The sequence below is a fragment of the Vicinamibacterales bacterium genome (assembly GCA_036504215.1).
Taxonomy (GTDB): domain Bacteria; phylum Acidobacteriota; class Vicinamibacteria; order Vicinamibacterales; family Fen-181; genus FEN-299.
The window spans coordinates 136,514-152,974 of the sequence record DASXVO010000016.1; the positions used below are offsets into that span (position 1 = coordinate 136,514).

Below are 16,461 nucleotides of genomic sequence, written 5' to 3' on the forward strand. Positions count from 1 at the left end.
CGAGGCTACTGGCCCTCCCAGTGCTTCGGCCGCATGTTCGCCTGCAGGATCTTCTTCCGCAATCGGATCGTCTTCGGAGTCACCTCGACGAGTTCATCGTCTTTGATGAACTCGATCGCCTTCTCGAGACCCAGCACGCGTGGCGGGACCAGGCGGATCGCCTCGTCGGCCGTCGAGGCGCGCATGTTGGTCTGCTTCTTCTCCTTGGTGACGTTGACGTCCATGTCGTTGCTGCGGGCGTTCTCGCCGATGATCATTCCCTCGTACACCGCTGTGCCGGGCGCGATGAAGATCTCCCCTCGTTCCTGCAGGTTCCAGATCGCGTAGGCGGTCGCGCCGCCCAACCGGTCGGCGACCAGGGCTCCAGTCGCCCGCGCCGGGATCGGTCCGTGCCACGCTTCCCACCCCGCGAACAGGTGGTTCATGATCCCGGTGCCCTTCGTGTCGGTCATGAACTGCGATCGCAGTCCGATCAGGCCGCGTGTCGGAATCCGGAACTCGAGGCGGACACGGCCGCTCCCGTGATTCACCATCCGGGTCATCGTGCCCCGGCGCGACCCGACCTGTGCGATGACCACGCCCTGGTAGTCCTCGGGCACGTCGATCACGAGCTCCTCGATCGGCTCCATCACCCGACCGTCCACCTCCCGGGTGACAATCTCCGGTCGCGACACCTGCAGTTCGTAGCCCTCGCGCCGCATCATCTCGATGAGGATCGACAGCTGCAGTTCGCCCCGGCCGACCACCTTGACCTGCTCCGGGGAGTCGGTGTTCTCGACGCGGATCGACACGTTTCCCAGCAACTCCTTCATCAGGCGGTCGCGCAGGTTGCGTGACGTGACGTACTGGCCATCGCGGCCGGCCATCGGGGACGTGTTCACGCCGAACACCATCGAGACCGTGGGCTCGTCCACCGCGATGGGCGGGATGGCCACCCGGTGCTCGGCGTCGGCAATCGTCTCCCCGATCGTGATGTCATCGATCCCGGCCAGGCAGACGATGTCGCCCGCGGCCGCCTCGGTGATATCCACGCGCTTCAGCCCGTCGAAGGCGTAGAGCTTGGTAACCCTGGTCTCCTGGACCCGTGCGTCCAGCTTGCAGACAGCCACCTGGTCCCCGATGCGCACCCGGCCGTTGAACACGCGGCCGATCGCAATCCGTCCCAGGTAGTCGCTCGAATCGAGGTTCGCGACGAGGAGTTGCAGCGGCGCGTCGGCATCCCCCCGCGGCGGCGGCACGTGTTTGACAATCGCGTCGAACAGGGGCCGGAGATCCGGCCCCTGGGTCTCGGCGTCGAGGCTGGAGGTGCCTTCACGCGCGTTCGTGTAGAGAACCGGGAATCCCAGGAGTTCCTCGTTGGCGTCGAGGTCGATGAACAGGTCGTACACCTCGTTGAGCACCGCCTGGGCACGCGCGTCCTGTCGATCGATCTTGTTGATGACGACGATCGGCGGCAGCCTGCGCTCGAGCGCCTTGCGGAGGACGAACCTCGTCTGCGGCAGCGGGCCCTCCGACGCGTCGACGAGCAGCAGCACGCCGTCCACCATCGACAGCGTGCGCTCGACCTCGCCGCCGAAATCGGCGTGGCCCGGCGTATCGACGATATTGATGAGGTAGTCGTGGTACCTGACGGCCGTGTTCTTCGCCAGGATCGTGATCCCGCGCTCGCGCTCGAGATCGGTGTTGTCCATCACGCGTTCGGCGATTCGCTCGTTCGCCCGGAACACCCCACTCTGACGGAGAAGCCCGTCCACGAGCGTGGTCTTGCCGTGGTCGACGTGCGCGATGATGGCAACGTTTCGAAGGAGCGGGTTGGCGATGGGCAACGACGGCTTTCGCGATAAAGGCATCCCACCAGTATAGCGTGCGCCGCCGATTGCCGCTCACCTGACGCCCTCCGAGGCGGTTCAGCGCGTCCGCCGCGAAGCAGCCGCGCCGCCCATCGGGTAAGTAGACCGGGCGCGATTCGGTCGCCGGGTGCGCGACGAGCAGGCGGGCCTGCCCCGCTGTAGAATACTCACCGTCCCACGGGCTGCCCCTTGTTCCCCGGTCCTGGTGCTGCGTCACATGGAGGCGCGATGTTTCAGCCACGAACACTCGGACGCACCAGCCTGTCGGTCGGTGCCCTTGGCATCAGCGCCAGCTACGGTGTACCGGCGACTGCCGTCGAGCGGGCCATCGACGCCGGCATGACGTATGTCTATTGGGGCAGCCGCCGCCGCGGCGCGTTTGCCGAAGCACTGCGGCGGGCTGCATCGCGGTCGCATCCGCACGTGCTGGTCATCCAGTCGTACGCGCCGTTCGGGTGGGCCATCGAACGCAGTCTCGAGGGCGCACTGCGCACGCTCGGACGGGACCATGCCGATGTGCTTCTTCTCGGGATGTGGAATCGCCAGCCGCCACAAAGAGTCCTCGACGCCTGCCAACGGCTGCGCGCGCGCGGCCTCGTCCGGTTCATCGCGGCCTCCACCCACGCCCGCCCGGTTGTCCCGGCTCTGACGAACGGAACCGGCATCGACATCGTACACGTCCGCTACAACGCCGTGCACCGGGGCGCCGAGCGGGATGTCTTCCCCTCGCTGCCCGCCGATCATCGTCCTGGCATCGTGTCGTTCACCGCCACGAGTTGGCGCCAACTGCTCGACCCTCGGCGTGTCCCAAGAGGCGAACGCGTCCCGACCGCGGCCGACTGTTATCGCTTCGTGTTGACCAACCCGGTCGTTGACGTCTGCATGACTGGACCGGCCACAGGGGCACACGTCGAGGATGCCGTCCGGGCGTCGGAACTCGGCCCGATGGACGAGTCGGAACTGGCGTGGATGCGGCGTGTGGGCGACGCGATTTACAACAAGTAGCTGTTTCGCTTCAAGTTCGCTTCCCGGGGTGCCGATTAGTACGGCCGAGAGGAGTCTCGTCGTCGGATGGGTGCCAACCTCACCGCCGCCACCGATGTCTTCGTCGCCCGTCAGCCGATTTTCGACGAGCGGCAGCGCGTCTATGCGTACGAGTTGCTGTTCCGGTCCGGCCCGGAAAACTACTTCGCCACAGGCTTCGATTCAGAGATCCCGACCTCGCGCGTCATCAGCAACGGAATGTCGGTGGGGCTCGGGACCTTGACGGACCAGAAGCCTGCCTTCGTGAACTTCACCCATTCCGCACTCGTCGACGATTTCGCGTTCGCCCTCTCACCCCGCGATGTCGTCATCGAGATCCTCGAATCGGTCGCCGCTGACGAGGCGGCGCTCGCCGCCTGCCGCCGGCTCAAGGTCGCCGGTTACCGCATCGCCCTCGACGACTATGTCGAGGAGCCCGAACGGATGGCGTTCGTCGAGTTCGCCGATTTCATCAAGGTCGACGTGCTGCAGACGCCCGCCGATTCGCGCGGCTCGCTGGCGCGGAAGTACCGGACGGAACGCTGCCACGTACTGGCCGAGAAGGTTGAGACGCGCGCGGCCTTGAACGAAGCCGCGGCACTCGGGTTCCAGTACTTCCAGGGCTACTTCTTCGCTCGTCCGGTCGTCATGGCGTCGAAGGCCATCCCCGGGTTCCGTCTGAATTATCTGCGGCTGCTCCAGGAACTGAACCAGGCCGAGATCGACCTGTCCCGGCTGGAGGACGTCATCAAGCAGGAAGCGTCCATTACCTTCCGGCTGCTGCGCCGCGTCAACTCGGCCGCGTACGGCTTCCGAGTGGAAACCTCGTCGATTCGGCACGCGCTCGTGCTGCTCGGTGAGCGCGAAATCAAAACGTGTGCGACCGTGTGGGCGATGGCCGAAATGGCCCGCGATCAGCCCTTCGAGCTCGTGATTGTCTCGACGCTGCGGGCCCGGTTGTGCGAGATGCTGGCCGCACCTGCGGGACTGGCCGCGCAGGGCAGCGATCTTTTTCTGGTCGGCATGTTTTCGCTGCTCGACGTCATCCTCGAGCAGCCGATGGACAAGATCGTGTCGATGCTGCCCCTGTCGCCCGAGATCAAGCAGGCGCTGCTCGGACAACAGAATCCGTTGCGGGCGGTTCTCGATTGCGTCACGGCGTACGAGCGGGGCCGCTGGGATGAGGCGTGCGCGCTGGCCTCCACCGCCGGTTTCAGTGAGGGTGCGCTGCCGAGTTCCTACCTCGAAGCGATCGATTGGACCCGCAACGTCTTCGAGTGGCCATCGTAGCCGATCGACAGCTGCCTGCACTCCCTCGCGATCCGCGTTCGACCTCCCGCATGCTGCACTTGGGGACTCAGTGCCCTGCCAGCGCCCGATGCTGCGCGGTCGTCAGCGCCCGTTCGAGTTCCACGTAGCCATCGATCAGTGAGACACCTGAAGTCGGCGGCCGTGTGTCGAGGCTCTCGCGCGCCACATCGGCCAGGGTCACACCGAGCGCCGCGAGCCGGTCGACGAGCGCCGGGTGGGTATCCGTCGGATGGGCCAGACCGAGCACGCCCTGGCCCCGCAGGCGATCCGATCCCGCGTTGAGCGCAGAAATCTCCGCGAACAACTCCGCGGCATTGACGTACTGCGTGCCCGCCGCCGCTGCCGCGTCCATGGCGTCGAGTGCGGTTTCCCAGGCCGGGCCAAAGGCGGTCAGCTTGACCAGGGCCGTCGCCAGGGTAGCTGGAGATGTCACGGCAGCCGCCGCCCGATCCGCCTCGAACTCACGCGCCCGCCCGACTTGTCGCTCACCGGCGGCAAACGCGTCGTAGACGAACGACACCAGGCTCAGCACAGGCCACGCAACGATCGACATCAGACCACGCACTCGGTTCCGCAACCCGTCCACGGCCCGGCGGCCGCCCGTGTACAGCGGGTAGAAGCCGGCAGCCAGTTCGCCGTCGCGGCCGTCGAAGTGCGCGAGTTCGTGCGAGACGAACGACCGCCACTCCTCAACCGAGAGGAGGCGGCACGACGCTAGCGACAGATAGAGCGTCCGCCCCCGCAACCGACCATCGAGCGAGACCACGTCCGCCTCGGAGAGGAAGATCCCCGGCGTGAGACCGACCACCACGTGATCGGGAGTCCGGGCGACCGCGTCTGGCATCAGCGCCCTGAGCGCTTCCATCAACCTCGGATGCGCCGACTGAACGAGCTGGCGCCCCAGCACGACCGCGGTCGACCGCCGACTCACGCCGATCACGAGCCAAATCATGGCGACGGCCGCGAGCAGCGCCCCGAGCGCCGCGACAATGACCGACGAACGGGCCCACCTTTCGAACACCACTCTGATCACAAGCCACGCGGCAACAGCCAGCGCGGTGTGCAGCAGGATGAGAAGGACGATCGCCCACGCGGAGATGAGCCGCACTGGGCGAAACACGGCGGAAAGTCGACGGGGATTGGCCCGGCACGCGTACCCGGCGGCCGCGATGCCGCCCAGGAGCAGCAATCCCACACCGGCCACGATGGCGGCGACCGGAACAATCCTCCCGAATAGACTGTAGGGACCGCAGGGCGGGATCTGGCTGGCCGTGCGCCCGTCGTGGCACAGCGTGGCCAGGGAGAAGCGCGCAATCAGTCGTCCGTTCGGACGTTGTCCCTGGCGGACGACCTGCCGGACGAGGTTGGCGTCCCATCGCGCCTCCCACTCGGTCCTGGCCATCAGCGAGAGGACGCCCGCGAGGACGGGAATTGCGAGGACGACGAGCACCGGTTTCAGGAGGCGGACCATCGCTCCCACGCTTCAGGAATCTGCTCACGGAGCGAGGCCACGTGCCCGGCGTCGGCCGCCACCGAGAGCCATCGTCGATACGCTGCCCGATCAGCAGGCGCTCGCAGGCCGACGCCGTCGGGCTCCTCCGGAACCACGGCCGGTGTCGGTGACGGATGCCGCAGCCGTTCGAGGAACTGTAGGTGGATATCGGGATCTGACAGCGTCTCGTCCTCCTCGAGCACGCGCGCAGCCGCAATCTGGGCGTTGACGACCAGGTCGGTCAAAAGATCGAGCGTCATCGCCAGAGACTCGGACGCGAAGACGTATGCCGGCAGTCCGCGCATCAACCAGACGCCACCGCGCCCGTTGGCGCGAAACGCCGCCAGCAACACGTCACCCAACCGCGCGGGTGATTCCGACAGGGGAATCGCCGCCCGAACCTGCGATACGTTTCGGCTCGGGTGGTAGATCGTGTGAACGAGCAGGGAGACGCCTTCGTCGACGAGTGGCGCGACCCGAAGCGTCTGGATCGTCGGGCCGCTGGCGCCCAGCACACCCCACTCCAGCAGCTTACCTTCCTCGCTGTCCCATTCGGGCGTGATCTCGAGCGGAGTCGGCTCGCACAGAAGCGGCTCATCGGGCATGGTCGCGGCACGTGCGGCCGGAGCCGCCGCCCGCAATGCCAGGTCGTAGGCCACCTCGCCGAAGCCCCAGTAGCGAAGCACGTGCGGCATGAGCTGGGGAGGGCGCTCGGCCCGCGCGGCCCGCGACAGTCGCTTGGCGATGGTCGGCCCGTACTCGTCGAGCGTCCACCTGCGTGCGACCGTGAACGGCTGAGTCTCAGGCGCGTCGATCACCGGCAGCGCACGCGTCAACTCGAGCAGGCCGTGTTCGGCCGCGTGGCCGCCCGCCCGCGCCATCGTTGCCGCCACCACACCGAATGTCGCGGAAGCGGGTTGGTTCGACTCGGCCTCCAACCATGCCAACAGGAAGTCGGCCGTGAGCAGGGACAGGCCCCGGAATCCCTGGATGAGCAGCGCCAGTGTCTGGCGGCCGTCCTCGCTGAGCGGTGTCCACCCGTTCTCAACGAGGGGGGCCACGCGCGGATCACCCAACTGCAACAGGCCTGACAGGATGCCCGCCTTCGCATCGTCGCTCGCGACCTGACCGACCAGCGACTGGACGTAGCGCGGGCCTGTCAGCTGATCGCCATCCTCAATCGGCATCAGGACCGCCATCTCGAGGGCGGCGACGCCAACCACGCCGGGGTCGGGGTCTTCGAGGAGGAACGGCAGGAGGCCGTTGGTGCAGCCCGCGCCATCGCGGATGTCGCGCTCGCGATGGACCCGCTCGATTGCACGGGCCACGTGGCGCACGACCTGCAGGCGCACCTCGGCGGGAAGCCGTTCGACGCCGACCTTGTAGAGCGCCATCAGGCGCGGAATCGTCTCGTCTTCGGGGTTGATGCCGTAGGACAGGCACTGGAAGAACAGCAGGTGCCGCATCAGGTCGGGATCGAGCGTCGGCCACCGGTCGGGATCCGCCAGCAGGGCGTCGAGCTCGTCCAGGGACGGCCCCGTCGATTCAGGGGGAAGGCTGCGGCCGTCTTGCACTCGGGCTCCTCGTGATGGACCTGTCCGGGTCGCCACGGACCACGGAGAGACGCGCGGGGACTGGGGGATCTCCGGGAGAACGAATTGAGTATGTCGAACGCGAGGCGCCCGCGTCAATCGAGCAGCAGCCGGCCGTCCTCCATGACCTTCGCGCCATCGAACCACACGGTCGGCTGTTTGACCAACCCGTCGAGATGGCTCGCCACGCGAACGGTCCCGCCCATCGACTTGTTGTCGCCGAAGGCGATGTGGATCGTGCCCATCACCTTCTCGTCCTCGAGGATGACGCCCGTCAGCATGGCCTTGTCGTTGGTACCGATGCCAAACTCGGCGACCGTACGGGCGTCTTTCCCGTGCGGTTCGAGCAGCGCGATGAGCTTCGCGGCCTCCGGCCCGCCCGTGATCTCGGTGGCGAAGCCATGCTCCACCACGATCCGCAACGGCTGCGTCACCATTCCCACACCCGCCATCGAGCCATCGACGACCACCACGCCGTTCGACTGTCCCTCGAGCGGAGCCAGATACGCCTCGCCGGTCGGAAGATTCCCCCACTGCCCCTTGTCGCGGAACAGGCCCGAACTGGCGTGGGCGGGGCGACCTGCGATCGGCATCGTGATGTCGGTCCCCGCTGGGGCGGTCACGCGGACCACACGTGTCTTTCCCAGCCTCTCGCACAGACGGTACGTGCGCGCCGCAATCTGGTGATAGTCGGCGTTCATGCACCGGATCATGATCTCTTCGGTGACACCGGGCAGCGTCGCCACGCGCGCGCCGTGCGCGCTCGCGGCGCGCCGCGAGTCGGTGTGCGTCAGCGATTTCGACGTGGGGCACAGCACGATGTCGGCCTTCAGCATCAGCTCGGCCACGTCGGGCGGCGGCTCCTCGCCGTTCGACTTCCTCGGCAGCATGTCCACCAGGAGCACCTCTGTCTCCAGGTCCTTCGCGGCCCGATGCAGGGCGTACCCTATCTTCCTCATTGGCTCGTCGGTGACGATGAGCACTTTGTCGCCAGCGCGGGCGCCCAGACAGTCGCGGATGGCGATGGCGGAGGCGGAGAGGAGTTCCGGAGAGATCGATATCATGGTCAGGATTCCAGATGGAGATTCGAATCCGTCACGCGAGCCCGAGCAGGGCTTCGATGACGACACCCTTGATGAGAGGCACTTTGTATCCATTCTTCTCGAGCGGCTCGGCGCCCTTGACGGCGGCCTCGCCGGCAGCAGCCGCGACATCCGGCGTGAGGACCTTGCCGATGATGGCCTGTTCAGCGCCCTCCGCTCGCCAGGGCACCGGCGCAACACCGGACAACACCACCCGCGCGCGGGCGACGGTCGTGCCTTTCAAGACGATGGCCAGCGCAACGCCGGCAAGCGCGAAGTCCCAGGCCCCGCGCCCGCGCACCTTGCGGTACGAACTCTTCAAGCCGGGCTCGGGCGGAGGCAGGAGGATTTCGGTCACGACTTCGTGCTTCTCGAGGATCGTCTCTTTCGTCACCTGTGTTGCTGGACCGGCGAAGAAGGTCGCAATCGGCACGACGCGGCTGCCGCCAGGCCCGGCAATCCGCACCCTCGCGCCAAGGGCCATCAGCGCCGGCGCGATGTCCGAGGGATGGACGATGTAGCACTTGTCACCGCCGAACACGGCGTGGTACTGATTCTCTCCCCCGATGGCGTAGCACGTATCGCCGCCCTTGCGCAGGCAGTGGAACTCACCTCTGAAGTACCAGCAGCGGGGACGCTGGCACAGGTTCCCGCCGATCGTACCCTGGTTCCGCAACTGCGGGCTCGCGACCGCAGCCGCGGCCTGTGCGAGCGCGTGGTACTGCGCGTTCACCGTCTTGTCCGCCGCCACCTCCGCGTTGGACGTCAGCGCACCGATGCGCAGTCCCCCGGCCGGCACGGCGCCGATGCCGCGAAGCTCCTTCAGTCCGCTGATGCTGATGACGGTGTCGGCCTTGAAGACGCCGTCACGCAGGCAGCCGAGCACATCGGTTCCCCCCGCGTGCAGCTTCGCCCCGGGGACGGCCAGTTGTCGCACCGCGTCGGCGACCGATTTCGCACGAACGTAGTTGAAGTTCGGCAACATGGCTCATCCTCTCTGCTTCGCGGCCGCCAGCAAGTCGAGCAGCCGCGGCGGGTTGACCGGCGTGTCGGGCGTGCGGACGCCGCACGCATTGTAGATCGCGTTGGCGATCGCCGGCGCCGTCGGAACGGTGGCCGGTTCGCCGATGCCCTTGGCTGCGGTGCTGTTCGCCTCGTAGTCGTGCAAGTCGATTGGCAGCATCACCTGCTCGGCCGGGACGTCGAGCGCCGTCGGGATCTTGTAGTCGTGCCAGTTGCGGTTGACCATCTTGCCGCTCTGGTTCGTATCGAGGATGCGGCCCTCGGTGAGCGCCAGGCCGAGGCCCATCGTGAGACCGCCCTGCACCTGGTTCTCGCAGGTCAGCTCGTTCATGATTCGGCCGCTGTCCTGTGCCGCCAGGAGCCGCAGCACCTTCACCTCGCCCGTTCGGGTGTTGACTTCGACCTCCGCAAAGTGCGCGGCAAACGGGCAGATCGCCTTCCCTTCCGGATTCGGCCCGCGATACCCCACGCCGACGATGAGGCCGCGCCGCCGAAACGCGTTGATCGCCGTGAGGGCCACCTTCTTCGACGGATCGGTCGTCGACACCACCTCCGCGCCTCGCAGCACCAGATCCTGCGCTGGCAACTTCAGCTGTTCGGCGGCCATCGCCAGCACCTGCTGCTTCACGTCGAGCGCCGCCGCGCGGGCGGCCGGTGACTCGGTCGGCACGGTCTTGCTGCCGCCGCTGGCCGTCGCGAACTGCGTCGTCGCCGTGTCGGCCCACTCGACCTGGATCCTGTCGAGCGGCACGCCGAGTTCCTCGGAGACGACCATCGCCATGATCGTCTTGGTCCCGGTGCCGAGATCGCTCGCCCCCATGTTGATGTTCGCGCTGCCGTCGGAGAAGAGCTTCACGATAATGGTGGCCGGCGGACCGCCGCTGCCGCCTTGCCACAACCCCGCGGCGACGCCGACACCGCGCCTGATCACGCCCTCGCCTCTTCCGCGCGTGCGGCCGGCGCTCCAGCCGAAGCGGGCGGCGCCCTCGGCCAGACAGGCCTTCAGGCCGGTGGTCGTGTAAGGCGGATTGCCCTCGCGCGCCTGGCTCACGATCGGCGCATTCTTCAAGCGGAATTCAACCGGATCCATGCCGATCTTCTCCGCCAACTGATCCATCATCTGCTCGAGGGACCACGCGCCCTGGGGGTGCCCGGGGGCGCGAAACGCCCGGCCCGGCCCCGCGTTCGTGAATACGTCGGTCATCTCCGTCTTCACGTTCGGGCACGCGTAGAGGTCCTTCACCAGCCAGTCCACGCCGCCCACGCCGCCACCCGGATACGCACCCCCTGTGCCGAGCGCCGTCATCTGCAGCGCCGTCAGTGTTCCGTCCTTCTTCACGCCCGCCTTGATCGTCATCGTCACGGGCGGCCGGTTGCCGACCGCAAGGAAGCTCTCCTCCCGCGTCAGGTGCAGCTTGACCGGGCGCGCCGTCTTCCTGGCGAGCAGCGCGGCGATGACCGTGTGCTTGCTCACGCTCAGCTTGGCGCCAAAACCGCCGCCCATGTAGTTCCCGATGACGCGCACGCTGGACAGCGGGAGTTTCAGCGTCTGAGCGAGGCCGGCCTGGATCGGATAGACGCCCTGCGTGGAATCCCAGACCACGAGGCGGTTGCCGTCCCACCGCGCGACCGAGGCGTGGGTCTCGGTGGGCACGTGGATCTGGCACGACGTGCTGTATGTCTGCTCGAGGACGAGGTCCGCGGCCGCGAAGCCGGCGGCCACATCCCCGCGCTGATAGCGCACGACGTCGCCCGATCGGTTGCCTGCCTGGTGGATGGCTGGCGCGTTCGGCCCGAGCGCGTCGGCCGGACGGGAGACGTACGGCAGGACCTCGTAGTCCACGGCAATCGCCCGGGCGCCGTCCCACGCCTGGTACGGTGTCGCCGCCGCCACCGCGGCGACTTCCTCGCCCTCGTACCGGCAGTGGGAATCGAACAGGCGGGACAGCGAACCCGCGCGACTGTTGAACCAGGGGATGTCCGTCCCTGGCGATTTGTCGGTGAGGATGGCCGCCACACCCGGCATCTTCTCGGCCTTCGCGGTGTCGATCCGCTTGACGGTCGCGTGGGCGTGCGGGCACCGCAACACCACGGCGTAGAGCATGTCGGGCAGCAGCACGTCGGCGGTGTAGGTGGCGGTGCCGCTGACCCGCTCGTACGCGTCGATCCGCGGGAGACGCTTGCCCACCACCGCCGTCGACGTCCAGGGCTCCGGTGCAAGGGGCGCCGCGGGCTCCGGCGTCTCGGGAGGGACCTCGGTGATGTAGTAGCGATCCTCGGTACTCATCCCCGGGCCCCTTCCTGCTTCTTCAGTTCGGCCGCACGCTGTCCGGCTTTGAAGATGTGGGCGTACGCGCCGCACCGGCAGAGGTTGCCGCTGACACCCTGCCGGATCTCGTCAATCGACGGGCTCGCGTTCGCCCGCAGCAAACCCTCGACCGCCATGACTTGACCGGGCGTGCAATATCCGCACTGGAAGGCATCTTCTTCGACGAAGGCGCGCTGCACGGGACCGAGGTCCTCGCCGTGCATCAGCCCCTCGAGCGTGGTGATCGTCCTCCCCTCGGACTCGACCGCCAGCATCATGCAGGAGTAGCGCGGCTTGTCGTCCACGAGGACCGTGCAGACTCCGCATTCGCCGCGCTCGCAGCCGAGTTTGGTCGCGGTGAGGCCGAGCCGCTCGCGCAACACGTACAGCAATGACCAGCGGGGCTCGACGAGCAGGCGATGCGTGCGCCCGTTGACCGACAGCGTCACGCGCACCATGTCCGGACCATCAGCGATCTCGGTGCCGGGAGCGGCCTCGACCTGATCGACGCCGCCGCCCGCGGCCGCAGCGACCGCTCCGGTACCGATCGTCGCCAGGAAGCCGCGCCTCGTGAAGCCCGTGCCGCGGTTCGACTGATCTTCGGGTTGATCTGACATGAGAACCTCAAAAACGTCATCCAGGAACTGCACGATTGCGAGGGGGCGGAGACGGCCGATTATAGCCCACTCGCGCCCCGAGTGAGCGACTCGGGCTGCCACTCCCTGATGTCAGGAGCGGAGCCTGACCAGTACGGGACCACCCGTGGACTTCGGGACGACGATGAACACGTTCCCGAAGTCGTCATCGGCAATCGGCTCAGCCGGCGCCGCCCCGTGAAGTCGCAGCAGTTCGGGCAGCGTCTTCGAGCGCCCGACTTGCCCTTCTTGCCCATCTTGCCCTACGCTTGCGGCCTGGAAACCACTACGGGAGCGGTCTTCGAGAGAGGTCGGTCCCGGAGTGATGTGTGGACGTCACGGGTGCTTCGAGGGTCCCCAAAGGCAGGAAATCCGATGAAACGTGTGGCGTGGTTGGTCCTGACACTGGTGATGGCGTGCGCGGTTCCGGCTGGCGCCCAGGAGCGGGAAGACCGGACGCTCCTCTCGTGGGACCAGATGAGGGCGATCATCAACGAGGTCTCGGGTGAGCGGGCGCAGCAGACGGTCCTCGAGATGGTCCCGTATCCCCGCGTGCGACCTCGCGCCGAATACGAGGGCCACTTCCGTGAAAGCGAGGTGATGGCACGCCTCGCCCGCGAGTACGGCTTCAGCAACGTCGAGATCGAGACGTTCCCGTCGGGCCAGAAGCTCTGGCAAGCGACGCAGGCCGAACTCTGGCTGGTGAAGCCGGTGCGCCGGAAGCTGTACGACTTCCGGGACGTCGCCGTCTCGATCGCCTCCGGCAGCGAGAACGGCGATGTCACGGCGGACCTCGTCGACGTGGGCTTCGGCGGACGCGCGGAGGACTACGCCGGCAAGGATGTCAAGGGCAAGGTCGTGCTGGGCTTCGCCTCGAGCAGTCAACTCCAGCGCCTGGCTGTCTTCGAGCGAGGCGCCGTTGGTGTCGTCAGCTACGATCCCATCCATCCCGAGGCCGATGCCGATCAGATCGGTTCGCAGAGCGTGTCTGGCACCGCACCGCAGGGCAAGACCCCGGGCTTCGGCTGGTCGGTCTCGCCGCGCGTCGGCCGCGAACTCGCGGGCATGCTCGGCCAGGGCGAGAAACTCACGCTGCGCTCGATCGTGAAGGCCGATTCGTATCCCGGGCGAATGGAAGTGGTGCACGCGGTCATTCCCGGCGACGGCACCTCCCCGCAGGAACTGGCCGTCTCGGGACACCTCTACGAGGGCTACCTCAAGCAGGGCGCGAACGACGACGCCTCCGGGTGCGCAATGACGCTCGAGATGGGCCGCGCGCTGCTGCGGCTCGTCGCCGACGGCCAACTGCCGAAGCCGAAGCGGACGATCCACTTCTTGTGGGTGCCCGAGATCAGCGGCACCGCGGCGTGGCTCCAAGCGCACAAGGACATCGCCAGGAAGCTGATTGCCGATCTGAACTTCGACATGGAGGGCCTCGGACTCGGCGCCCACGGCAGCATGTGGGTGATGCACCGCACTCCCGACAGCTTCCCGTCGTTCCTCAACGACCTCTCGGCCAACGTGCTCGAGACGATCGCCGATCTCAACCGCGAGCGTGTCCGATACCGCGCCGGCGGGTACGGTTTCACGCTGCCAGTCGTTTCGCCCAACGGCAGTCACGACCCGTTCTACATCCTCGTGGACAAGCACTACGGAGCCAGCGACCACGTGGTCTACATGCGGGAGGGGATTCCGTCGGTCATGTTCATCACCTGGCCGGATCCGTTCTACCACTCCTCGCACGACACGCCGGACAAGCTCGACCCGACGCAGTTCAAGCGGGCGGGCGTCGTCGGCCTCGGCGCGCTGACGATCCTCGCGACGGCCGACGAGGCCATGGCGCTGAAAGTCGCGGCCGAGACACTCGCGCGCGGCACCGAACGCGCAGGGCAGGCTCAGCGCAAGGGCGTGGCGTATCTCGCCGATGCGGCGGATGCGGCGGCGGTCACGGAGGCCTACAAGGAAGCCGGCAACGCCGTCCGTCACCAGATCGAGATCGAGAAGGCGACGCTCCGATCGGCCGCCGTGCTCTTCCCCGACATCGCCGATGGACAGAAGAAGCTCGCGGCGCTCGAGCCGTCGATCGATCAGCGCGCGACCGCGCTCCAAGGCGATGTCACCGCGTTCTACAGACTGACCGCCGCGCGTTGGAAGGTCCCGGCGGCCGAGCCCGTGCCGACCGAACTCGAACAGAAGGCGGCACGCACCATCGTCGAACAGGTGGGTGGGGCTGCCGGTGGCGGACGCGGGTTCATGGGCGGCTCCGGCGGCCAGGGCGGCGGTCAGCCAACGCCCGAACGCGAGGCACTCGTGGCCGCGATGCGGAAGATCCCGGGACACATGACCGCCGAACTCGGGGCGCTCGCCCCGAAGAAGATGACGATCCTCGCCATCCGCAATTTCGTCGCAGGCGAGTTCGAGCCGCTGTCCCTCGCCGACCTGCTGTCGTTCTACCAGGCGCAGGAAAAGGCTGGCCTGGTCAGGTTGACCGAGCAGGCGCCCGAACCGGTCAAGGGAAAGCCGGCGAAGAAGAAGTAGTTGTTGGTCGGTAATCGACGGCAGTTCAACAGGAGCCGACATGTCTCACGCAATCGAGGGTCTGAAACCGGCACTCGTCTGGAAGTATTTCGCGGAAATCAGCCTGATTCCGCGAGGTTCGAAGAACGAGGCGGCCATCGGGAAATACCTGGTGGACGCCGGAAAGAAGCTCGGCCTGTGGGCGACGCAGGACGGGGTGGGCAATGTACTCGTCCGCAAGCCGGCATCGGCCGGCCGCGAACTCGTTCCAAGCGTGTGTCTCCAGGGCCACATGGACATGGTCTGCGAGAAGAACAAGGACACAGTCCACGACTTCCTCGAGGATCCGATCGAGCTGGTCCGCAAGGACAACATGATCATGGCCAACGGGACGACCCTCGGCGCCGACAACGGCATCGCGGTGGCGACATGCCTGGCCATCATGGAGGACAGGTCCCTCGAGCACGGGCCGCTCGAGTTCCTCTTCACCGTGGACGAGGAGACGGGGTTGACCGGCGCGAACGCACTGCAGCCTGGCTTCCTCGAGAGCAAGATTCTGATCAACCTCGACTCCGAGGACGAAGGCGAACTCTACGTCGGCTGTTCGGGGGGCCGCGACAACGCGGGCACCTGGGAGCTCCAGTGTGACGATGCGCCGGCGGGCGGCAAGGCGGTGCTGGTGAAGGTCGCCGGCCTCAGAGGCGGACACTCCGGCCTCGAAATCCACCAGGGCCGTGGCAACGCCTTGAAGATCATCAACCGCGTGCTGACCGCCATGGTGGAGGCGGGCGGGCGCCTGGCGAAGGTTGAAGGTGGCAACAAGCGAAACGCGATTCCGCGCGAGGCCGAAGCGCTCGTGTGGTTCCCCAAGGCCAAGGCCGCGGCCGCCAGCTCGATCGTCGACGCGTTCAACCTGACGATCAAAGCCGAGTTCGCCAGTGTCGAACCCGGCCTGGCGATTACCTGCCAGGCGGCAAAGGGCGTCCGCAAGGTCCTCAAGAAGGCCCTGCAGAAAAAGCTCCTCCTCACCCTCGCCGCGCTGCCGCACGGCGTTCTCAAGATGAGCGCTGACATCCCGGGGCTCGTGGAGACATCCTCGAACCTGGCCATCGTCCAGTGGACGAAGAAGAACATCTCCGTTCAGACGAGTCAGCGGAGCTCGGTGGCGTCGGAGATCGAAGAGGCGTCGCAGATGGTGCGGGCTGCCTTCGAACTCGGTGGCGCGCTGGCCACGGGGTCGGACGGCTACCCTGGGTGGAAGCCGGACATCGCCTCGCCGATCCTCAAGCTGGCGCAGACGACGTACCTGCAGTTGTTCCGGAAGGAACCCGCGGTCAAGGCGGTACACGCCGGCCTCGAGTGCGGCATCATCGGCGAGAAGTACCCGGGCATGGACATGGTTTCCTTCGGTCCGACGATGAGGGAGGTGCACTCGCCGAACGAGCACCTGTACATCGACACCGTCGGGAAGTTCTGGCAGTTCCTGCTCGGCATCCTGAAGGCCGTCAAGTAGGGAATCCGGGATCAGGGACCGGGGATCAGGGATCAGGGCAGGAGGGCAGGGGCCGGGGACGGCCTCCCTCCTACCCCTGATTTCCGCCCCTTCTCTGCCTCGGAGGTCCGATCCT

The 16,461-nt window shown here is 66.9% G+C and carries 11 protein-coding genes; 4 read left to right on the forward strand and 7 right to left on the reverse strand.

The window, feature by feature from the left end:
- Positions 1-5: 5 nt before the first annotated feature.
- Entirely contained in the window at positions 6-1,850 is a 1,845-nt protein-coding gene (gene typA, locus VGK32_03170) for a translational GTPase TypA (protein HEY3380740.1), read from the reverse strand.
- A gap of 228 nt (positions 1,851-2,078) precedes the next feature.
- Here typA and VGK32_03175 point away from each other — a divergent pair, with 228 nt between their 5' ends.
- A complete protein-coding gene (locus tag VGK32_03175) occupies positions 2,079-2,855 on the forward strand; it encodes an aldo/keto reductase (protein ID HEY3380741.1) in 777 nt (258 codons plus the stop codon).
- A gap of 66 nt (positions 2,856-2,921) precedes the next feature.
- Positions 2,922-4,163, forward strand: coding sequence for an HDOD domain-containing protein (locus VGK32_03180; GenBank protein ID HEY3380742.1), 1,242 nt, complete (start codon positions 2,922-2,924; stop codon positions 4,161-4,163).
- Between the two features lie 67 nt (positions 4,164-4,230).
- Here the strand turns inward: VGK32_03180 and VGK32_03185 are convergent, their stop codons facing one another.
- From VGK32_03185 to VGK32_03210, 6 genes are all read right to left on the reverse strand, one after another.
- Positions 4,231-5,655: a M48 family metalloprotease gene (locus tag VGK32_03185; GenBank protein ID HEY3380743.1), complete on the reverse strand. Its 1,425-nt coding sequence runs from the start codon at positions 5,653-5,655 to the stop codon at positions 4,231-4,233.
- Positions 5,640-7,250: a hypothetical protein gene (locus VGK32_03190; GenBank protein ID HEY3380744.1), complete on the reverse strand. Its 1,611-nt coding sequence runs from the start codon at positions 7,248-7,250 to the stop codon at positions 5,640-5,642. The genes VGK32_03185 and VGK32_03190 overlap by 16 nt, the downstream gene beginning before the upstream one ends.
- A 113-nt stretch (positions 7,251-7,363) precedes the next feature.
- Positions 7,364-8,332 (reverse strand): aminopeptidase, encoded by a 969-nt coding sequence (locus tag VGK32_03195; GenBank protein ID HEY3380745.1) that lies wholly within the window; start codon positions 8,330-8,332, stop codon positions 7,364-7,366.
- Between the two features lie 31 nt (positions 8,333-8,363).
- On the reverse strand, positions 8,364-9,335 hold the full coding sequence (locus VGK32_03200; GenBank protein ID HEY3380746.1) for a xanthine dehydrogenase family protein subunit M: 972 nt from the start codon (positions 9,333-9,335) through the stop codon (positions 8,364-8,366).
- Between the two features lie 3 nt (positions 9,336-9,338).
- Positions 9,339-11,660 (reverse strand): xanthine dehydrogenase family protein molybdopterin-binding subunit, encoded by a 2,322-nt coding sequence (locus VGK32_03205; protein ID HEY3380747.1) that lies wholly within the window; start codon positions 11,658-11,660, stop codon positions 9,339-9,341.
- Entirely contained in the window at positions 11,657-12,298 is a 642-nt protein-coding gene (locus VGK32_03210) for a (2Fe-2S)-binding protein (GenBank protein HEY3380748.1), read from the reverse strand. The genes VGK32_03205 and VGK32_03210 overlap by 4 nt, the downstream gene beginning before the upstream one ends.
- Positions 12,299-12,691: 393 nt before the next feature.
- Here VGK32_03210 and VGK32_03215 point away from each other — a divergent pair, with 393 nt between their 5' ends.
- Entirely contained in the window at positions 12,692-14,854 is a 2,163-nt protein-coding gene (locus VGK32_03215) for a M28 family peptidase (GenBank protein ID HEY3380749.1), read from the forward strand.
- A gap of 40 nt (positions 14,855-14,894) precedes the next feature.
- Positions 14,895-16,346 (forward strand): aminoacyl-histidine dipeptidase, encoded by a 1,452-nt coding sequence (locus tag VGK32_03220; GenBank protein HEY3380750.1) that lies wholly within the window; start codon positions 14,895-14,897, stop codon positions 16,344-16,346.
- Positions 16,347-16,461: the final 115 nt, after the last annotated feature.

What these genes read in the sequence shown, in the direction of transcription:
- VGK32_03210 (HEY3380748.1), bottom strand. Translation starts at nt 12,298, where the DNA reads ATGTCAGATCAACCCGAAGATCAGTCGAACCGCGGCACGGGCTTCACG.
- VGK32_03215 (HEY3380749.1), top strand. Translation starts at nt 12,692, where the DNA reads ATGAAACGTGTGGCGTGGTTGGTCCTGACACTGGTGATGGCGTGCGCG.
- VGK32_03175 (HEY3380741.1), top strand. Translation starts at nt 2,079, where the DNA reads ATGTTTCAGCCACGAACACTCGGACGCACCAGCCTGTCGGTCGGTGCC.
- VGK32_03200 (HEY3380746.1), bottom strand. Translation starts at nt 9,335, where the DNA reads ATGTTGCCGAACTTCAACTACGTTCGTGCGAAATCGGTCGCCGACGCG.
- VGK32_03180 (HEY3380742.1), top strand. Translation starts at nt 2,922, where the DNA reads ATGGGTGCCAACCTCACCGCCGCCACCGATGTCTTCGTCGCCCGTCAG.
- VGK32_03220 (HEY3380750.1), top strand. Translation starts at nt 14,895, where the DNA reads ATGTCTCACGCAATCGAGGGTCTGAAACCGGCACTCGTCTGGAAGTAT.
- typA (HEY3380740.1), bottom strand. Translation starts at nt 1,850, where the DNA reads ATGCCTTTATCGCGAAAGCCGTCGTTGCCCATCGCCAACCCGCTCCTT.
- VGK32_03205 (HEY3380747.1), bottom strand. Translation starts at nt 11,660, where the DNA reads ATGAGTACCGAGGATCGCTACTACATCACCGAGGTCCCTCCCGAGACG.
- VGK32_03185 (HEY3380743.1), bottom strand. Translation starts at nt 5,655, where the DNA reads ATGGTCCGCCTCCTGAAACCGGTGCTCGTCGTCCTCGCAATTCCCGTC.
- VGK32_03195 (HEY3380745.1), bottom strand. Translation starts at nt 8,332, where the DNA reads ATGATATCGATCTCTCCGGAACTCCTCTCCGCCTCCGCCATCGCCATC.